The organism is Sarcina sp. DSM 11001 (assembly GCF_900101015.1).
Taxonomy (GTDB): domain Bacteria; phylum Bacillota; class Clostridia; order Lachnospirales; family Lachnospiraceae; genus CAG-791.
The window spans coordinates 165,494-185,748 of record NZ_FNFZ01000004.1; the positions used below are offsets into that span (position 1 = coordinate 165,494).

Here is a 20,255-nt window from a genome sequence, read left to right on the forward strand (position 1 = left end):
GTTTGTGGAATTAAAAATTACACAGCGTCTATGGCTTTTCCAATATCGCTTCTCATATACATCTTGTCAAAATGCACCCATCCGGCTGCTTCATAGGCATTCGCCCGTGCTTCTTTTAAAGTATCTCCGATCGCGACAACGCCCAGCACGCGTCCGCCGCTGGTCACGATGTTCCTGTCTGCGTCGAAAGAAGTCCCCGCGTGGTAGCAGCGGTACAGAGTCTTTCCTTCGAATTTGTCCAGACCGGTGATGACCTTGCCCTTTTCATAGGCTTCGGGATAGCCGCCGGAAGCGATCACGACACAGACTGCCGCATTGTCGGCAAACTCCAGGCTGATCTTGTCGAGGGTCCCGTCGATACAGGCCTCCATCACATCGATGATATCTGTCTTCATGCGGGGAAGGACGACCTGGGTCTCCGGATCTCCGAAACGGGTATTGAATTCGAGGACTCTGGGACCGGCCGGTGTCAGCATCAGACCGAAATAGAGAACGCCGCGGAAAGGGCGCCCCTCTGCTGCCATGGCGGCAACGGTCCTGTCATAAATATTTTCCCTGCACCAGGCATCGATCTCTTTAGTGTAAAAGGGGCTGGGAGAAAATGTTCCCATGCCTCCGGTATTGAGACCGGTGTCCCCGTCTCCCTGCCTCTTGTGGTCCTGGGAGGAGGTCATGAGTTTATAGTGGCTTCCGTCTACAAAAGCCAGAACAGAAACTTCGCGGCCTGTCATAAACTCCTCAATGACCACTTTGGAGCCTGCGTCGCCGAACTTTTTGTCTGTCATCAGTTCGCGGATGCCGTCCCTGGCCGACGAAAGATCCTCACAGATGAGGACGCCCTTGCCCAGAGCGAGCCCGGAAGCCTTGAGCACGATCGGGAAGGATGCGTTCTCGAGATAGGCAAGCGCCTTCTCTGCGTCATCAAAGGTCTCATAAGCCGCTGTGGGAATATCATACTTTTTCATGAGGTCTTTGGAAAAAGCCTTGCTTCCCTCAATGATGGCTGCGTTGGCGGGAGTGCCGAAGATCCTGAGACCTTCAGCTTCAAAGGCATCCACGATCCCGGCACAGAGCGGATCGTCCATGCTGCATACAGTCAGGTCGATCTCTTTTTCCTTTGCAAAGCTGATCAGGGCGGGAAAATCCATGGTCCCGATCGGGACACACTCCGCGATCCCGGCGATGCCGGCATTACCCGGCGCGCAGTAAAGCTTCGCAGTGCGGGGGCTTCTGATGATCGCGTCAGCGATCGCATGCTCTCTGCCGCCTCCGCCGACAAGCAGTATTTTCATATCGTTCTTTTTCTCTGCCAAATCCTTGTCCTCCAAGTCCTGTTTTCCCATGCCTCAATCTGAGTGTACATTCCTTTTGAGTGTACATCCATTCCCGGGTCTGCAGCCGTTCTCAGTCTGCAATCATTCTGAGTCTGCAGCCGTTCTGAGTATGTATTAATCTTTTGTAAAGCTTTCAGAAAAGTGAAAATCAATAAAAAAATGTAAGATCATTCATCGAGGATCCGTGTCCTTCGTCCTTCGATCCTGACCCTGCCGGCAGCGATCAGGTCGATCGCCCTGGGCAGAATGATCCATTCCGCCTCTTCCATGACGCGCCTCTGCAGAGTCTGGGGCGTATCGTCCTCCCGGATCTCCACGGCCTTCTGCAGGATGATCGGACCTGTGTCGAGATCTTCATCCACAAAGTGGACTGTCGCACCCGTCACTTTGACACCTCTTGCAAGCGCTTTTTCATGTACATGGAGTCCATAATAGCCCTTTCCGCAGAAAGAAGGGATCAGGGCGGGATGGATATTGATGATCCTTCCCGCATAGGCTGCGCACACCTTGCGGGGAACGGCTACCATGAATCCGGCGAGCACGATCAGGTCGGGAGCGGCTTCGTTGATCTTGTCGAGGAGGGCATCGTTAAAAGCCTCTCTGTCCGGATAATTTTTAGGAGAGACACAGCAGGCGTCAAGACCCGCGGCGGCTGCCCTCTCCAGGGCGTAAGCTCCCGGATTATTGCTGATGACCTGGACGATCCGGGCATTGCGGATCGTCCCGTCCTGCAGACGGTCGATGATAGCCTGGAGGTTTGTTCCTCCGCCCGAGACACATACAGTTATTTTCAGCATACATCCACCCCTTTTTCACCGGCTGCGACAGATCCGATCACGTAAGCCTTTTCTCCTGCGTCCGCAAGAGCTTTGAGCGCGGTCTGCACATCCCCGGGATCCATCGCGAGCACCATTCCGATCCCCATATTGAAGGTATTGTACATCATGTGCTCTTCGATCTGGCCCCTCTTCTGCAGGAGCCTGAAAACAGCCGGGACCTCATAGCTGTCCTTAAGGACCTTTGCTCTGATGCCGTCAGGAAGCATCCTCGGGATATTCTCATAGAAGCCTCCGCCGGTCACATGGCTGCAGCCCTTTACCCTGACTCCTGCGTCCCGAACGCTTTTGAGTGCACGGACATAGATCTTTGTGGGACGAAGAAGGGCATCGCCCAGGGTCTCTCCCAGCTCGGGGATATACTCGGCCAGATTTTCCTTATTGACATCAAAGACCTTGCGCACGAGGGAGAAGCCGTTGCTGTGCACTCCTGAAGAGGCAATACCCACGAGGGCATCCCCTTCCCGGATGTCTTCGCCTGTGATCAGATCCTTTTTGTCAGCGACCCCCACTGCAAAACCCGCGAGGTCATATTCGTCTATCGGATAAAACCCCGGCATCTCCGCGGTCTCTCCCCCGATCAGGGCGGCTCCGGCCTGGTTGCAGCCGTCGCAGACTCCCTTTACGATCTGAGCGATCTTTTCGGGCTCATTTTTGCCGCAGGCTATATAGTCCAGGAAAAAGAGGGGCTCTCCGCCGGCGCAGGCCACATCGTTGACACACATGGCTACACAGTCGATACCCACCGTATCATGTCTGTCCATCAGAAAGGCAAGCTTTAGCTTGGTGCCGACTCCGTCCGTTCCGGACAGGAGGACCGGTTCTTCCATGTTTTTGATCGCGGAGAGGGAAAAAGCTCCGGAAAATCCTCCGAGTCCTCCCATCACCTCTTTACGCATTGTCGTCGCGACATATTGCTTCATCAGTTCCACGCTGCGGTATCCGGCTTCAATATCTACACCGGCGCTTTTGTAATCCATCATAGTCCTGCGGGCTCCTTTTTGTTTTATCTGTATTCAGGTGTGTTCTGCTGCTGTCTGTCAATAGCTCTTAAAGCCCACTTCCTGCAGGCGGGCATCCTTCTTCTGAACCTCCTCAAGCTGACGGGCGGAAAAATCCTTTAGCCTGCCCAGAAGAGCTTCGTCCGAGACAGCCAGGATCTTTGCGGCAAGAATGCCTGCATTTTTGGCACCTCCGATCGCGACAGTCGCCACCGGAATTCCGCTGGGCATCTGCACGATCGAATAGAGAGAATCTCTGCCGCCCAGGGAAGTCGTGTGCATCGGGACTCCGATGACCGGCAGCGGGAAGAGAGCTGCGCACATTCCCGGCAGGTGGGCAGCCATACCGGCTCCCGCGATAATGACCTTTACTCCTGCCGCCTCTGCTCCTTTTGCATATTCAAAAAACAGATCCGGTTCGCGGTGGGCAGAGATGATGCGCATCTCATAAGTCACACCGAGCTCCTCGAGAACCTCTGCGGCTTTACTCATCACAGACAGATCCGAGTCGCTTCCCATCACTATGCTGACCTGTGCCATATCTAATACCTTATCCTTTCCTCTATCTGTACCATAGCTGTCTTTAATAGTTCAAGTTTCCAGACAGCCTGAGCTGTAACGTTTTTATCAGTTTAATAAAAAAAGTCTCAGGACGCAAGCATCAGTCCGTTTTAAGCGTGAAACGGACTGATGACCGGTTACTGTACACGCCCCCTCGAGGGGAGCGGACATTTTGAACCAGTCTGTACTATAACAGATTCTCACTGATGGTCAAAAGGTTCGTTTAAAAATTCCGTGCCCGGCAGGACAAATCTGCCCTCCCGGATGATCGGGACCTCTAAACCGCCTTTTCGCACTGCGCAAAGAAGCCCCACTTCCTCATAGGGAATGGTGATGTCTGTGTGACACCCGAAATAGGCATTCTCCGGTTCTGTGTCTCTGAGCATGGAATATTCGTTATCTTTGGCAAAGATTTCTTTTCCGTCAGGATTAAAGACCCGGTTCTGTTCCTCATGGGAATAACAGGTATCTCCCACCGCAAAGTGAGGACCGGTCTTCTCCGCAATCAGGATGGGCAGCCGTTCGAGTATCCCCAGGCGGACGCTCTCTGCGCAGGCCATCGTATTCGTACCGATCGCGCATTCTCCCATGGGAAGAGTCTCATGATGAAACAGGATGTTCTCCTCAATATATTTCCTGCCCTCTTCCGGGTCATTGAATCCGCCGCAGCTGTAGCTGCAGATGCGGCCGTCTTTGAATTCAATCGCGAGGTCTTCAAACAGCAGGCCGTCCAGATACACTCTGGTGACATGGAGCAGACCCTCCGTCCCCTTGAGGGACGGGGTCGTAAAGACCTCCCCGACAGGAATATTGACGTCAGCAATGCAGTTTTCAAAAATTGTCTGCCTGTCGGGATCTGACGGGGTCTGGAGGGCCACAGTCAGATCAGTGCAGTTTTTCCCGCGGCCTCTGACACGAACAGAACAGGCTGTATCCAGCACCTCGATGATCCGGGCCTGAACATCTCTGTAGGTCACATAGTCAAGGGTATTGATCCTGATCACCGAGCGGAAGATCTCATCGTAGGACGCAGAGAGGGTCCTGTCCGGATATCCCTCCGTGATCTCCGGGACAGGAAAAGCGATGATGGTAAAGCTCCTCTCCTTTCCTATGACCGCGCGGTCATAAAGCAGGTCTGCCTCCTGGCGGAAGCGGGCGATCTTTTTCTGCTGTGTCTTTGAAAAAGCGGGAGCCTCTTCGTGCATGACAGGGGAAAAAGGTTTTTCTCCAAAGGTATCCATCAGGACAGGTCCGGCATACTCCACGGTCTCATGGATCAGATTCCTGTAAGCCTGCTGGAGGGCCTGGATGCGCCTGCCCCGCAGCACATCGTCAAAAAAGAGAGCCAGATCCTCCCGGTGGTCATAGCTGTACTGAGGATTCGGGTATGTGCATCCGATCCCGCCGCCTCCTCTGCCCAGATGCTGGGTAAAGAGGTCTGCCTGCTGTCCGGGAATAACTGACCTGAGGCCCATCTTTTCCAGATTGACAGCCGCTTCAGCGGCAATCCTTTCAAATCCGACCGGATAAAAAAGGCCTGCGCTCTTCCGGATGGAGAGGTCCTTTCCCGTGACCTCAAAGCCGATCCTGAATCCCTCTGTCCAGGTGTCCGCGATCCTTTTGATCTCTGCCTCTTCCATCTGCGCCAGATAGGCGTACACACCGGTCTCGTTATCTGAAATATAAGCTCCGTAGCGGTAAAGCAGCCGCTGATCATCGTATACTTTCCCTGCCTTGTCAGCATGCTCTTTTTCTGTTTTGTCCGTCTTTTCCGCATAATTCCGGAGGATGCTCTCGGGGAGACTCCCCCCAGCCAGACTTTTCTGAACGCGCACAAGCGTCTCTTCCTCAGCGTAGTCCTCCAGAAAACGGCCGATCTTGCTGCGGATATGGGAAGCAGGCACCAGCCCGTCCCCTTCTCCTTTGTTGCGCTCATCCTGGGCTGTGACAAAGGCAAAATAAATCTCCAGCAGCAGTTCCATCCTGATCAGGAACCGTTCAGGCTCGCCCTCATAGACCAGCGGGATCATGCATCGCAGTTCAAAAGCCAGGGCGGCCAGAACCTGTCCGGTATCTTTGCCAAAGACAGAAACAGCATGGACCGGATTGGCCCAGCTGCGGTCATAGCGGTCCGGCAGAATATCTTCATAAAGGCCGCGGTTTTTCCTTTGCAGCTCATCGATCGGCAGGCTTTCAAAAGACCCGTCCTCGAGCATCCGGCCATGGGACAAAAGAAGCAGGATCCACTCTGCAGCAGCCTGAAAATAGGGTACATACAGAGGATGGACTGCCGACTCCCGGGTCATGAGACGGATCCTCTCCAGAGAGAGCCTGAATCTCTCGCCGTCAAGTGTATCGGATGAAAGCAATGCGCCCTCACCCTTATCAATAAAAAAATTCATGCTATTTTCCTCGGTAACAGGTCCGCATTCCAGCGGCTGACATGCCGGCGTTTTACAGCCGTGATCCGGTCAGGTACACCTAGGACAGGCTGCACCCTGAACAGCCGTTTCACTAAAGGGTTTATATCAAAGCAGGCTTTATGTCAAACGCCCGGCTGCATGGAAGCAGCCGGGCATCCGTTTTCAGTTCTTAAACTGAAATATGGCTTATTACTTAGCGCCATACTCCTCGTAGTATGCGTCCAGGGCTTTTTTCAGCTTGTCATCGATAACGACCTTGCCGTCCAGGGGTCTGTTGTAGAGATACTCGGTGACTTCCTTCATGGTAACGATCGCATGGGTGGGGAAACCGTATTTCTGTTTGATCTCCTGCAGCGCGCTGACTGTCCCCTCCTGACCGACTTCCATACGGTCAAGGGATACCATCAGTCCTACAATATCGCAGTCCGCCTGTGCCTTGATGATCGGAACGGTCTCGGCAATGGAGGCTCCGGAGGTGGTGACGTCTTCAATGATCATCACGCGGTCATCCTCCCGGATCTTTGAGCCGAGCAGGATCCCCTTGTCCCCGTGATCCTTGATCTCCTTGCGGTTTGCGCAATAGCGGATATCGCGGCCATAGAGCTTGCTGATTCCCATGACAGTGGCGACTGTCAGAGGGATTCCCTTATAAGCAGGTCCGAACAGAACGTCAAAATCCAGGCCGTAGTTGTCGTGGATCGCTCTGGCATAAAACTCGCCCAACTTGATCAGCTGAGATCCGCTCTTATATGCGCCGGCGTTCATAAAAAAGGGAGATTTGCGTCCGCTCTTCAGTGTAAACTCACCAAATTTGAGCACATGGGAGTCGACCATAAATTCAATAAACTCTTTCTTGTATTCTTCCATTTGTAATCCTCTGTAATCTCATTGATGCAGAGCCCTGGGACAGGTCTTCAGGCAGATCCGCAGAGCTTTTTCCGGGTTGCAGCCGGATCATCCGGCGGGGTTGAATAAAGAATTAATGTTTAAATGTTCCTTTTCAGCTTTTTGTCAGTGTTTTGTCAGCGCTTTGCGATCGCCTGTCTGAGATCCTCGATCATATCGAGGGCAGCGGCGCGGGCTGCCTGGGCAAACCCCTCAGGGCCGAAATCCCTGTAGGCATCCTTTGTGTAAGCGGCGATAATGCCTCTGGAGGAATTGACGATCGCTCCTGATCCATCCTCATCAAAAAAGGCACTGAGATCTTCGGCGGAAGCCCCCTGTGCGCCGTAACCGGGCGCCAGGATAAAGGTCTCGGGCATCAGCTTCCGGAGACGTTCGCCCTGCTCGGGATATGTCGCTCCGACAACAGCTCCCACATTGCTGTAGCGGCCGTCCATGGACTTGGCTCCCCATTCGCGCACCTTCTGCCCCACCAGTTCATACATGGGAACTCCGTCCCGGGTGAGAACATCCTGGAATTCCCCGCTGCTGGGGTTGGACGTCTTGACGAGAACAAAGATCCCCTTGTCGCAGGAATTGCAGACATCCACAAAAGGCTCGACGCCGTCTGATCCGAGGTAGGGATTGACAGTGGCGAAATCCACATCAAATACAGGAATCCTGTTCTGACCGACTTCAATGCGTCCGATATGTGCTTTGGCATAGGAAGCGGACGTGGAACCGATATCTCCGCGCTTGACATCGCCGATGATGATCAGGCCTTTCTCCCTGCAGTATCTGACCGTCCTGTCATAAACAGCCAGTCCCGGAAGGCCGAACTGTTCGTACATCGCGATCTGAGGTTTGACAGCGGGAACTATGTCATAAATGGCGTCCACGATTCCCTTATTGAACTCCCAGACCGCCTCGGCAGCAGCCACAAGATTCGGATCCCGGGCGGGATCCGAGGGATCCGATATACTGCCGGCCTCCTCGCGCGCCTTTTCCTGTAAAAACCGGGGCACAAAGGAGAGATTGGGATCAAGTCCCACGACTACAGGTGCATTTGTTTTCCCGATTGCATCAATCAGCTTTTGAATCATAAGCAATCTCCATCCTGTAAATATAAAAACTATAAAAACGGTTGCGTCGTCACCAGTCACCCGGATAACAGCAGAGCTGCATGTGACCGGAAACGCAAAGGTTCTGCCGTCCTGAACTCTTGCTAAACTCTTGTCTTTATAAACATACGGATAAACCCTGCCTTCGTCAAGATATTTTCGCTTATCTGGTCTGAAGGAACAGGATCTCCCTTTTCATCCTGGAGTCATTGGGATACAGCTTCAGGAACTCTTCCGCCAGTTCTGCGGCACGGGCGAATCTGCGCAGGCTCTCCAGAGCGGATATGCGGTTTGACAGGATGCTTCTCTGCAGGCCTGTCTGTTCCCCGGCAAGGGGCAGGGCCTCCTCAAAACAGGCAAGCCCCTCCTCGTAACGGCCCAGCCCGCAGAGGGCAGCGCCGCGAAGGTCAAGCATCTCCGGATTTCCGGAGACCTCCGCCTCCAGACCGTCCAGAATCTTCAGTACCTCCTCGTTTTTTCCCGCCCGGCGCAGGGCGCCTGCCATAAGAAAAGAGGTCTGTATATCAGGATTTTCGATACTGCTGAGAGCCTCCACAGCTTCCTCATATCTGCCCGTAAAGCAAAGAGCCTGTCCGCGGGTCAGATTGTCGATCTCATCCCCGTGTTCTTCCAGCAGCCTGTTCAGATATCTCGCGCCGTCTTTGGTATTCCCGTATTCCCTCAGGGTCAGGGCGGCAGTATAAATACGGGCGTAATTGCGGTTGTCGATCTCGATCGCCATATCGAACAGAGAAACCGCTTCCTTCATCTGACCCTGAGCCGCAAAGACGCTGGCTCTCGATTCCATGAGGATGGGATCCCTGGGATGGATCCGGAGCAGACGGTCATAAATATTCGCCGCTTCTTCAAATTCTCCCAGATGGAAATCGCAGACAGCGGTGTATTTATACAGGTCCTCTTCCAGGCAGTCTGAGGACAGCTTCCTGGTGATCCGGTTTTCATACTGCTGGGCATGGGCAAAGGACTCTTTTGCCTTACGGTAATTTCCCTGTTCCATCAGGCTGATCCCCTCATTTAGGAGTGCCTTCTCCCTGTTTCCCATGAGTTGAAAATAACCGAAAAGGAAAGCTGCTCCGATTGCCGCAATAAAGACCAGTGTAAACAGCAGATTCCTTAAAAAACGCATAAAAATACTCTTCTCCTGCGGCAGGCACCCTGCCGCCAATAAATTTGCAAGGGTTTTCTCAATCCGGAATCTGATGAAAACCCGAAATATACCCTCAGTCCTCAAATCTTACAGTGACATAAAATCCCCTTTCAAGCTCACGGATCGCAGTCACTACCCCTTCTCTCGCCAGGAGCCTCTCCGAAAAAGGATAGTTGCCGCTCATGGCCAGAGACGGATCGATCGTATAGTAATAATTGCTTGGAAGGACTCCCTCTGTGACCGTGACCTTCCGGCCGACCTCCAGAAGTCCCTCGCGCTCCATTTTAAACTCCATTTCCCGCATGGTTTTATTCTTTCCCGGAAGTATCTTTTTCTGAAGTACTTTTTTCAGAAGTTTCTTTTTCAGATGAATCTTTTACGGAAGTATTTTTTTCAGAAGTTTCTTTTTCAGAGGTTTCTTTTTCAGAGGCTTCTTTTTCCGCCTTTTCTGCTTCTTCTTTCTTTGAGGATGCCTCCGTCGTATTTTTATCTTCCTTTGCTTTTTCTGCTGCCGGCAGGACGATGGCATTCTTGCAAAGGAATTTATGCCAGAGTTCACAGGCTGATGCCTTCAGGTGGATCCCGTCTCCGGTCAGTTCCTTTTTGAGGTTGCCGTCCTCATCGCAGAGATCGGTATTCATGTCAATATAAAAGATATTGCGTCCGTTGGCAAGAGTCGCAATGGCCTGATTGCGCTGTACGATCGCTGTATTATTGTAGACAGGATCTGAACTGCTCTTATCTTTCGAGACATGCATGATGCCCTGAATGTAAATGATCGCGTCCGGCTGCAGCTTGTTGATCCTGCGGATGACCTTGCGGTATTCTTCGTAAAAATCCTTCGTGTCCGGCACACCGAGTTCATTGACCCCGACAGACAAATAGATCTTGCCAAAATCAGTTTTGGACAGAAGGCCCTTGAAGGTGCGTTCTGTCGGCTTCTTTCCTCTGGCGGCATAGTCCATTTTTTCATTTTCGTCAAAGAGATCGTAGATCGTCGTCGATTCACGGGCAAGGAAGGAGGCTGTGTCTGCCATGCCGCCGTATTCATACAGGCCGACTGTCCTGGAGTCTCCGACAAAAAGGGCATCGACAAAATAGCTGTCCTCTACCTTCTGGAAACTGTAGTAGGTTCCGTCCGGTGCAAACAAGCCTTCCGTGTCCTTATTGTAGACAGTATCCTCTGGAGAGAGATAGGACTTCTGGGCAACTCCATAGTCTTTTGCCTTGACAACAGGTGTACTGGACCGGGCAGGCACCTTCTGGGTCTGCGTGTCGGATTTGGCTGTTTCCTTCCCCTCAGAACTCTGATCCCCGTCTTTTTTACTGCTGTCCGCGCTGTCAGGATCTGTGCCGGAAGACTCTTTTTCCCCTGTTTCTTTCTGAGTTATATCTTTTTCGTCTATATCTTTTTCGTTGATGTCTTTTTCTTTTGTTTCTTTCTCCTCTGCTTCTTTTCCCTGATCATCGTCTTCTGCCGACTCTTTTTTTACTGCCTTTTCTTCACCGGACTTTTCTTCGGACTCTTCCTCTGAAGAAAGTTCCTTAACATCCTTTTGGGAGTCGGAGTCCTTCCCGGCATCTTTTTCATTTTCATCCGGCAGGTCTTCCTCTCCGGAAGCAAGCCGGGTCTTGTCTGTGTCGACAGAGTCCTCAGGTTCCTTTGCTGAATCCCTGTTTTTTCCCGTGTTCTTTGCGTCCGACCAGGGCAGGACATGATCGTGAAGTCCCCGCATAAAGATGGAGATGCCGGGGGCAAATTTATCCTCTGAAGCATAGGATTTGTATGCCTTTCCCCGCCCCGCAATGGACAGGACTGAGAGGATGATCCATATGAGAATGATCAGCACCAGAAGCGGCGCCCTGCGGAAGATCATGCGCAGTACTTTCAACATATACTAAAACCCCACGCTGTCAGACGAAAAAGTGCAGACATTCTGCAGCTTACAGTCTGATGCTTTAGTGTGCCGTCTCACCAGTGACACAAATTTCATATGACTAAAGTGATTAAAGTGACTAAAGTGATTAAAGCGGCGCCCTGTTTCGTACATTCCGTGCTCAGGCAGTGCTTTGATCAGAAGCTGAAATACATAAAAGGATTACCCGCCGAGATAGAGGAAAAATACACGCTGATCCAGAACACAATGAAGAGCAGTGCGATGACCACAGGATTTCTCCTCTTCCACACCAGCAGGTTATAGAAGACCGGGATGCACAGAAGGATCCCGACAGCCAGAAACGGCCAGTAGATTCCCAGATATTTGAGGTAGTCCGAGCTGTTGACCGCTGTTCCAGGACCGAAAAAAGGGAACAGTCTGGTGAAATAGATCCCCAGATCCTTCAGATCGGTGATCGCAAAGATCACCCAGGTCAGGGGAATGAAAAAGATCACGAGCAGGTGACCGATCACGGGGATTTTCCGGATCAGCCCTCCAGCGACAAATTTTTCCAGAATGATCAGCAGGCAGAGCACAGCGCCCCAAAGGATAAAATTGAGTGTCCCGCCATGCCAGAAGCCTGTCAGAAGCCACACGATGACAAGATTTCTGATGGTACTTGCCGCTCCGTCCCTGCTCCCTCCCAGGGGGATATAAACATAATCCCGGAACCAGCTGCCCAGTGTCGCATGCCAGCGCCGGTAAAAATCCGCGATCCCGCAGGCTGCATAGGGATGGATAAAGTTGTGAATATACCTGAATCCCAGCATGAGCCCGAGACCTCCCGCCATCAGGGAGTAGCCCCAGAAGTCAAAATACAGCTCCAGAGAATAACCTGCGGCACCGATCCAGGCCAGCGGGGTCGATATGCTCTCAAACCCGATCTTGATGATCTCATTCCAGAGCATGCCCAGACGATCAGCGATCAGGACCTTCATGGCCAGGCCCATGATAAAAAAGGTGATCCCGTCTTCAATCTTGTGCAGGGGGACCGTCCTCTGGACAAAAGCAAACTGCCTTCGTATGTTGGAGGGCTTTTCTGTCCATCCCTGAGAAAACCGCATGATCGGTCCCTGGGAGATCTGGGGGAACATGGTGAAATAAGCCGCTGCCTGAAAGAAGGAGGGTCTTTTGTTGATCTCACCGCGGAAGAGGTCTGCCTGATAAGAAAGCATTTTAAAAATGTAAAAACTCAGACCGAGCGGCAGAAGCGAGGCGCTCACTCTCAGAGCCAGCATTTTGAAAAGAATGAGAATCCCCACATCTATGAGAATAACGGCGAACATCATCTTTTTGTGACTTGCCCGCCGGGGACGGCCGGGCTGTACATAGACCAGTTCCCCGAAGAGATAATTAATGACAACAAGCCCCAGAAGAACGAATACAAAAAGGCGGGCTCCCGAGGCATAAAAGAAGATGCTCCCCGCAAACAGGAGAATGTCTCTGTATTTCGGGGGGATCAGGCTGTATAAGATTAGAAAGACGGGCAGAAAACGGAAAATAAAATCCACCCCTGAAAAGTTGATCATCCGCACAGTACCTGTTTTCAGTACAGCTGGAAGCGCACAGGCCTCGAAATACATCCGGATACCTGTGTGCTCCCGGCACAGCTTTACATATTCTTTACATATCTACGAGCGAGTCCGGCATTTGCGGCCGCTCATCCAGCGATCTGAGTGATCATCAGAGGGCGGAAAGCTCCTCCAGTTCCCGGATAACGCCAGCCATCTGCTGCTCGTATTTCTGCTGCTTCTCCTTTTCCGCCGCGATCTTTTCCGCGGGAGCCTTGGAGAGGAATTTCTCATTGCGGAGCATGCCGGCGCTGCGCTTGAGCTCGCCCTCGAGACGTTTCTTCTCTTTGGTCAGCCTTGCGATCTCCGCCTTGACATCCAGAAGATCCGCCAGAGGCAGGAAAGCGGTCGCGAAGGGCAGGACGATGGAAACGGTTCCCTCTCCGATGCCTTCCTTGTCAGCCTGGAGCACCATGTCGGAGGCGGAAGCCAGGCGCTCAAAGAAGAGCCTGTCGTCCTCGAAGATCTTTCTGATTCCGGCATCTTCAGACACAATGATGACCTTTGCCTTGCGGGAAGGAGCGACACCGCGCTCGGTACGGGCAGCACGGATGGCACGGACAGTCTCCTTGATGGTCTCGATGGCCTGCTCCTCGGCAGGGAAGCTGAAGTCATCTCTGAAGACCGGCCAGTCGGAGATCATGATGGAGGCTTCCTTGTCCTGAACTGTGCAGAAGATCTCTTCCGTCACAAAAGGCATGAAGGGGTGCAGAAGCTTCAGGCTGCCCTGAAGGACTGTCTGCAGGGTCCACAGAGCCGCCGTGTGACTCTGCGCGTCCTCTGTCTCGTAGAGACGGGGTTTGACCATTTCGATATACCAGTCGCAGAACTCGTCCCAGATGAAGTCATGGACCTTCTGGACGGCGATGCCCAGTTCAAACCTGTCCATGTTCTCTGTGACATCGCGGACCACATTGTTGAAGCCTGAGAGGATCCACTTGTCTTCTGGCAGAAGGCCTTCGGGCATTTGTGCGGGGATCCCGCCCTCCTCAGGCATATTCATCATAATGAAACGGCTGGCGTTCCAGACCTTGTTGGCAAAGTTGCGGCTGGCCTGCACGCGGGCGTCTGAGAACCGCATGTCGTTGCCGGGCGCATTGCCGGTGACCAGGGTCAGACGGAGGGCGTCCGCGCCGTAGTTCTTTATGACTTCAAGCGGATCGATGCCGTTGCCCAGGGACTTGGACATCTTCCTGCCCAGCTCATCGCGGACAAGTCCGTGGAAAAGCACGGTCTTAAAGGGCTTCTCTCCCATCTGTTCGAAGCCGGAGAAGATCATACGGATGACCCAGAAGAAAATGATGTCGTAGCCGGTGACGAGCACGTCTGTCGGATAGAAGTACTTGAGGTCCTCTGTCATTTCCGGCCATCCCAGGGTCGAGAAGGGCCAGAGGGCGGAGGAGAACCAGGTATCCAGCGTATCGGGATCCTGGGAGAAATGGGTCCCGCCGCAGACCGGGCATTTTTCGGGCATGGAGGCAGCCACAACTGTCTCCCCGCACTTGCTGCAGTAGTAGGCCGGGATCCGGTGACCCCACCAGAGCTGGCGGCTGATACACCAGTCGCGGATATTGTCGGTCCAGTTGAAATAAATCTTTTCCATCCTCTTGGGGATCAGCTGGATGTCCTCTTCCTTCACCGCCTTCACGGCAGGCTTGATCAGCTCATCCATTTTGACGAACCACTGTTTTTTGATCAGGGGTTCGACGGTGGTTCCGCAGCGGTCATGGGTGCCGACATTGTGGGTATAGTCCTCGATGCGGACCAGGAGACCCATTTCATCGAGTTCCTTCACGATCTGCTTCCGGCACTCATACCGGTCCATACCGGCAAATTTGGCGCCGTTCTCATTGATCGTGGCATCGTCGTTCATGATATTGATCTCAGGAAGATCATGGCGCTTTCCGACCTCAAAGTCATTGGGGTCGTGTCCGGGAGTGATCTTGACCACGCCGGTCCCGAACTCACGGTCGACATAGGTGTCCGCCACGATGGGGATCTGCCTGTCCACGAAGGGAAGCCAGACCTTTTTGCCGATAAGGTCCGCGTAACGCTCATCCTCGGGATGGACAGCCACAGCGGTATCGCCAAGCATGGTCTCGGGACGGGTAGTCGCGAACTCCAGGAACCTGGTCGTGGAGATACTGCCGTCGTCCTCGATCAGCGGATACTTGATGTGCCAGAAATGGCCGTTCTGCTCCTCGTACTGGACCTCGGCGTCAGAGATGGAGGTCTTGCAGACCGGGCACCAGTTGATGATGCGGCTGCCCTTGTAGATCCAGCCCTTTTTGTACATCTTGCAGAAAACTTCCGTGACGGCCTTATTGCAGCCCTCGTCCATGGTGAAGCGCTCGCGGTCCCAGTCACAGGAGGAGCCCAGCTTTTTGAGCTGGTTCACGATCCGGCCGCCGTATTCCTTTCTCCAGTCCCAGCACTTCTCGAGGAAGCCCTCACGGCCCAGATCCGCCTTCTCAATTCTCTGCGCGCGCAGAGAATCAATGACCTTGACCTCGGTCGCAATACTGGCATGGTCTGTCCCGGGCTGCCAGAGGGCGTTATATCCCTGCATCCTCTTATAGCGGATCAGGATATCCTGGAGGGTGTTGTCCAGGGCGTGGCCCATGTGGAGCTGGCCGGTGATGTTGGGCGGCGGGATCACGATGGTGAAGGGGGTCCTGGAATGATCCACCTCGGCGTGAAAGTATTTTTTTTCTTCCCAGTTTTTGTAGATCCGGTCCTCGATTCCCTGAGGATCGTAGGTCTTTGCAAGTTCTCTGCGCATTTTATATCGTTAACTCCTTCCTCGTGTTTATGGACGCAACAGACCGCAGGCGGTCTGCGTCAAATGTCTGCAAATGCTCATACGAGCATGGCGTTTACAGCCGTTTGACTCGCTGTTTTCATCATATTTTTATACAAATTGATTTCGCTGCGGGTCATATTCATATTCTTCTGCCTTCAGCTTCTGCAGGATCTCTTCCTTATCTGCATCCAGATCCTCGCAGAGAGCATCCAGGGACGGATAGAAATCCCGGAGCTTGAGGTTCAAAAAACTGGCCAGCATATGAGGATCTTTGGGCAACATTTCTTTTCCCCCTTTGGAATCAGTGTGTTATAATGAAGTTTGTCACGCCGCCGGACCTTGCTTTCGGCAGTCCGGGATGCTGAACAGTTAGTTATTGTACCATAAAAGAATGAAAATGGGTACTGCACTTATGGAAAACAGCTCTTCAATTCATAATAATCTTCAAAATAACCTGCCAAATGATCCGCAAAACAATCCTCAAAGTGATCTGCCAGTCGGAATGGAACACCCCCATCCCCATGGAAGGCGGGCCTGGGCTCTGAAAGGCCTGCGAGATGGTATTCCCATCTGTATGGGGTATTTTGCCGTTTCCTTTGCTCTGGGAATTGAAGCCAGAAACGTCGGACTGACTGCTTTTCAGTCCTTTCTGATGTCCACAGGAATGGTCGCCTCGGCCGGAGAATTTGCCGCCCTTCTCCTCATTGCCTCCCAGGCAGGGGTGTTCGAAATGGTGTCCACCTGTCTGATCGTCAACCTGCGCTATTTCCTCATGAGCTGCTCTCTCTCCCAGAAACTGAGCAGCAAGACACATTTGATCCATCGTTTCGGCACTGCCTACTGCATCACGGACGAGATCTTCGGTCTGTCCAGTGCCGTACCCGGATATCTGCAGCCCTTCTATACTTATGCGATCACCATTGTCTCTGTGGCGGGCTGGTCAGGAGGAACTGTCCTGGGGGTCCTGGTGGGAAATATTCTTCCCCAGGCCGCCGTCAACGCCCTGAGCGTCTCCCTCTACGGGATGTTCCTGGCTATCATCATTCCGCCGGCCAAAGAGAATCCCTTTATCGGCGGCCTTGTCGCAGTCTCTATGGCGGTCAGCTGGCTCTTCGGTGTCCTGCCGCTCACAAGCGGTATCTCCTCCGGTTTTAAGGTCATCATCCTGACTCTCCTGCTGGCCGGAGCCGCCGCTGCGATCAAGCCCGTTCCCGATTTCGAAAACGATCCCGAATACCTGGAGAGCGAAGACCCTGACTTGTAAAACAAGCTGCATAAAAGATTATAGAAACCAGAATGATCATTTAAAACCATAATAAGGAAATCTTCATGACCTACAATATTTATTTCTCCCTCCTGATCATGTGCGGCACAGTATATCTGATCCGGCTTCTGCCGCTCTTATTTTTAAGGAAGCCCATCACAAACAAGTTTATCCGGTCCTTTCTGCACTATGTGCCCTATGTGACGCTGGCAGTCATGACCTTTCCGGCTATCGTCACAGCCACTGACAATCTCTGGTCCGGTGCCGCCGCCCTGATCGTGGGTCTCATCGTCGCCTGGGTCAACGGCGATCTCTTTGTCGTCGCAGTCAGCTGCTGCGTGACAGTCTTTCTGTGCGGGCTGATTCTTTAAATTTCTGACTGTACGGCTGGATTTCTGAAAGCGATCCTGTCGTACAGTCAGAAGTTTTTGTTGATCCATTACGTTTCCTTCATGTCTCTTTGTTTATTCATTTTTTATACTTTTTTGCAGGCAGTTCATTGCATTCTTTTTTCAGTATCCTACAATAGAGCAAGTGAGTTTCAAATGTGATCAACCATAAACAATTATTAGAATTCTGGAGCACAGAGTATTCATGTTCAAAAATCTTCATTACCGGTTTGCGTTGTTTATGCAGGGAAGATACGGGACCGACCAGCTCTCGCGTTTTCTTTCCGTCATTCTGATCGTCCTTATCCTGCTTGAATGGATCTGCAACCGCTTCCTGGCATTTCCCGGAGTTCTGCTCTTTGTCCGCGCGGCAGGATTCATCAATATGATCCTTCTCTTTGTCCTTTATTTCAGGACTTTTTCCCGCAATATTCCTAAACGATACGCGGAAAACCAGAAATTTCTGGAACTCAAAAGCCGTCTTTCCTCTTTTTTCGGCAAAACACACCGCGGCTCTTCCCAGCGCATCGAATACCATATTTATAAATGTCCTCAGTGCAGTCAGAAGATCCGGATCCCCCAGGGAAAAGGACGCATCATAGTCCGCTGTCCCAAATGCGGCACGGAGTTTATGAAACAGAGCTGACGGGGCGGAGTTTATGGAGCAGAGCATACTGCGCATAGTTTATGAAGCAGAACTGACAGCACAGAGTTTATGGAGCAGAGCTGACGGCAGGGAATATTTGAAACAGTCCGGTTTTTTACAGATCATTGTCAGCGTTTAAAGCGGGGATGTCAGCAATGTTTGGATATATAATGATCAATGAACAGGAGCTGCGGATGAGGGAAATCGCCCTCTACCGCAGCTATTATTGCGGCCTCTGCGAGGATCTGCTTGAATCCTACGGCTATGCAGGCCAGCTGTCCCTGAGCTATGACACGGCTTTTCTGGCTTTTCTTCTCACGAGCCTGTACGAACCGGCCGCGGAGCGGGTGACCGAGACTGTCTGTCTCGTCCATCCCTTCCGGAAGCACCCCATGCGCCGCAATGACTACACCCGTTACGCGGCTGACCTCACGGTCCTTTTGTCCCGCCAGGCCTGTCTGGATGACTGGACAGATGAACACAAACTCAGAGGACTGGTATTCTCAAAAGTCCTGGAGTCCGCCTGGAAAAAGGCGCAGGAAAGACTTCCGGAAAAAGCCGCTGCAATCGAAGAATCTCTTGCCAGGCTCCATGCCATAGAGACCAGGGATACCTCCGCGCCAGGCTCCTGCCCTCCCTCTCCCGATGAATCGGGTGCCTGCTTCGGGGAACTGATGGGCACCCTTTTTGCCTGTCATCATGACGAATGGGAAGAGCCGCTCCGTCATATGGGCTTCTATCTGGGAAAATACATTTATCTTCTGGACGCCTATGACGATCTGGAAAAAGATACCCGCAGCGGGAGCTTTAATCCTCTTCTGCCGGTCCGCTCGAGAATGGAGGCAGACGGCGGTGATTTCGACGGCTATGTCCGGTCCCTTCTTACAATGCTCATGGCCTCCTGCTGCCGTGCATTTGAGGCATTGCCCATTGTGGAAAATATTGATATACTTCGGAATGTACTGTACGCCGGCGTCTGGATCAGGTTCGAGGATATCTATGCCCGCAGGACCAAAGCACCGGAGCCGGACACTGCTGAATCTGTTACAGAAGAATCTGTTGTAAAAGAATCTATTGCAGAAGAATCTGATGTAAAAGAATCTACTGTAAAAGAAACTGCTGTAAAAGGACCAGCAGAGTAAAGATAAAAAGCCGAAAGGAAAAAAGGACAAAAAGAAAAGTATGTCAGATCCATATAAAGTGCTGGGCATCTCCAGGGATGCCTCTGATGATGAAATCAAAAAAGCCTATCGTCAGCTCTGCCGTAAATACCATCCCGATGCCAATATCAACAATCCGGACAAGGACAAGGCCGAAGAAATGTTCAAGCTTGTTCAGCAGGCTTATCAGCAGGTCATGTACGAAAAGCAGCATCCTTACGCAAGCTCAGGCTATGGCTCCCGCCCCCAGGGAAGCGGCCAGTACACAAGACCCGGCCAGAGCCCTTATGGTTCCGGTTCTTATGGGACAGGCTCCTCAGGCAGCGGAAACAGTCAGACCTGGCAGGATGAAAACGGGACGACCTACACCTACTATGGCAGTTTTGAGGATTTCACCGATTTCTGGAACGAATTTTTCAGCACCTACGGTTTTGGTACGCAGGGCGCGAGCCAGATGGACAGCGAAGAGGCGATCCATCTTCGTGCCGCCGCATCCTATATCAACCACGGTATGTTCCAGGAAGCCCTTAACGTCCTCAGCGCCATGGAAGAACGAAGCGCCCAGTGGTATTACTACAGCGCAGCCGCCAACAGCAGTCTGGGCAACGACGCTGTCGCCCTGGAGCATGCGCAGAAGGCAGTTTCCATGGAGCCGGGCAACCAGATCTACCGGAGCCTCCTCCAGCAGCTTCAGTCCGGGAGCCGCTGGTACTCTTCCCGCCAGCAGACCTATGGAGCGCCTGTGACCGGCACAGGACACTGCATGCGCCTGTGTGCCACCTATCTGTGCCTGAATGCCATGTGCAGTCTGTGCCGGTGTGGAAGGTGACATTTTCAGCAGGCTGCATCTTCAGTTAATTGCATTTTCAGTAAATGAACTGTCCTAATCCCCCAGCTATGCTGGGGAGAATGGAATAAGCAGTAGCGTTGTGACGATCAGCAAAAAGCCTCCTTTGCTATAATGATGATGGTCTCGCAAGCCACATCATATAGCAAAGGAGGCGGTCCAAATGGACAACCAAAGTCTATCACATACGAGGTGGAAATGCCAATACCATGTGGTCTTTATTCCAAAATATCGTAGAAAGGTTATGTATGGGAAAGTCAAGCAAGACGTCCGGGAGATAATCAAGACACTGTGTGAATATAAGAAGGTTAA

General features: G+C 52.3%; 19 protein-coding genes. 6 read left to right on the forward strand and 13 right to left on the reverse strand.

What is annotated here, in order from left to right:
• Positions 1–17: 17 nt before the first annotated feature.
• The 13 genes from purD to BLT02_RS03350 all read right to left on the reverse strand — a co-directional run bounded on the left by purD (position 18) and on the right by BLT02_RS03350 (position 15,919).
• Positions 18–1,292 (reverse strand): phosphoribosylamine--glycine ligase, encoded by a 1,275-nt coding sequence (purD, locus tag BLT02_RS03290; protein ID WP_092991565.1) that lies wholly within the window; start codon positions 1,290–1,292, stop codon positions 18–20.
• 209 nt (positions 1,293–1,501) lie between these two features.
• Complete coding sequence (purN, locus tag BLT02_RS03295; RefSeq protein WP_092991520.1) at positions 1,502–2,131, reverse strand: phosphoribosylglycinamide formyltransferase; 630 nt, start codon at positions 2,129–2,131, stop codon at positions 1,502–1,504.
• Positions 2,125–3,150 carry a phosphoribosylformylglycinamidine cyclo-ligase gene (purM, locus tag BLT02_RS03300; RefSeq protein ID WP_092991567.1) on the reverse strand — a complete coding sequence of 342 codons (1,026 nt, stop codon included), beginning with the start codon at positions 3,148–3,150 and terminating at the stop codon, positions 2,125–2,127. The genes purN and purM overlap by 7 nt, the downstream gene beginning before the upstream one ends.
• Before the next feature lie 60 nt (positions 3,151–3,210).
• Complete coding sequence (purE, locus tag BLT02_RS03305) at positions 3,211–3,711, reverse strand: 5-(carboxyamino)imidazole ribonucleotide mutase (RefSeq protein WP_092991522.1); 501 nt, start codon at positions 3,709–3,711, stop codon at positions 3,211–3,213.
• 221 nt (positions 3,712–3,932) lie between these two features.
• Positions 3,933–6,134: an aminopeptidase gene (locus BLT02_RS03310; protein ID WP_092991524.1), complete on the reverse strand. Its 2,202-nt coding sequence runs from the start codon at positions 6,132–6,134 to the stop codon at positions 3,933–3,935.
• Positions 6,135–6,344: 210 nt separating this feature from the next.
• Positions 6,345–7,022 carry an orotate phosphoribosyltransferase gene (gene pyrE / locus BLT02_RS03315; RefSeq protein WP_092991526.1) on the reverse strand — a complete coding sequence of 226 codons (678 nt, stop codon included), beginning with the start codon at positions 7,020–7,022 and terminating at the stop codon, positions 6,345–6,347.
• Between the two features lie 155 nt (positions 7,023–7,177).
• Entirely contained in the window at positions 7,178–8,140 is a 963-nt protein-coding gene (pyrF, locus tag BLT02_RS03320) for an orotidine-5'-phosphate decarboxylase (RefSeq protein ID WP_092991528.1), read from the reverse strand.
• Between the two features lie 181 nt (positions 8,141–8,321).
• Entirely contained in the window at positions 8,322–9,305 is a 984-nt protein-coding gene (locus BLT02_RS03325; protein WP_092991530.1) for a tetratricopeptide repeat protein, read from the reverse strand.
• Positions 9,306–9,399: 94 nt separating this feature from the next.
• A complete protein-coding gene (locus BLT02_RS03330) occupies positions 9,400–9,630 on the reverse strand; it encodes a hypothetical protein (RefSeq protein ID WP_175453667.1) in 231 nt (76 codons plus the stop codon).
• Positions 9,631–9,634: 4 nt separating this feature from the next.
• Positions 9,635–11,221, reverse strand: a complete 1,587-nt coding sequence (locus tag BLT02_RS03335; protein ID WP_092991533.1) for a GDSL-type esterase/lipase family protein — start codon at positions 11,219–11,221, stop codon at positions 9,635–9,637.
• Between the two features lie 179 nt (positions 11,222–11,400).
• Positions 11,401–12,792 (reverse strand): MBOAT family O-acyltransferase, encoded by a 1,392-nt coding sequence (locus tag BLT02_RS03340; RefSeq protein WP_092991571.1) that lies wholly within the window; start codon positions 12,790–12,792, stop codon positions 11,401–11,403.
• Between the two features lie 154 nt (positions 12,793–12,946).
• Positions 12,947–15,616, reverse strand: coding sequence for a valine--tRNA ligase (locus tag BLT02_RS03345; protein WP_092991535.1), 2,670 nt, complete (start codon positions 15,614–15,616; stop codon positions 12,947–12,949).
• Positions 15,617–15,745: 129 nt separating this feature from the next.
• Entirely contained in the window at positions 15,746–15,919 is a 174-nt protein-coding gene (locus BLT02_RS03350; RefSeq protein WP_092991537.1) for a DUF4250 domain-containing protein, read from the reverse strand.
• Positions 15,920–16,034: 115 nt separating this feature from the next.
• On the opposite strand from BLT02_RS03350, the gene BLT02_RS03355 reads away from it, so the two are divergent.
• From BLT02_RS03355 to BLT02_RS03380, 6 genes are all read left to right on the forward strand, one after another.
• Positions 16,035–16,901 (forward strand): AzlC family ABC transporter permease, encoded by an 867-nt coding sequence (locus tag BLT02_RS03355; protein ID WP_347474882.1) that lies wholly within the window; start codon positions 16,035–16,037, stop codon positions 16,899–16,901.
• Between the two features lie 65 nt (positions 16,902–16,966).
• Positions 16,967–17,272, forward strand: coding sequence for an AzlD domain-containing protein (locus BLT02_RS03360; RefSeq protein WP_092991541.1), 306 nt, complete (start codon positions 16,967–16,969; stop codon positions 17,270–17,272).
• Positions 17,273–17,495: 223 nt separating this feature from the next.
• Complete coding sequence (locus tag BLT02_RS03365) at positions 17,496–17,936, forward strand: zinc ribbon domain-containing protein (protein WP_092991543.1); 441 nt, start codon at positions 17,496–17,498, stop codon at positions 17,934–17,936.
• A gap of 155 nt (positions 17,937–18,091) precedes the next feature.
• A complete protein-coding gene (locus BLT02_RS03370) occupies positions 18,092–19,078 on the forward strand; it encodes a DUF5685 family protein (RefSeq protein ID WP_092991545.1) in 987 nt (328 codons plus the stop codon).
• Positions 19,079–19,118: 40 nt separating this feature from the next.
• Positions 19,119–19,925: a J domain-containing protein gene (locus tag BLT02_RS03375; RefSeq protein WP_092991547.1), complete on the forward strand. Its 807-nt coding sequence runs from the start codon at positions 19,119–19,121 to the stop codon at positions 19,923–19,925.
• Positions 19,926–20,106: 181 nt separating this feature from the next.
• A partial coding sequence (locus tag BLT02_RS03380; RefSeq protein ID WP_175453668.1) for a transposase occupies positions 20,107–20,255 on the forward strand: 149 nt, incomplete at its 3' end.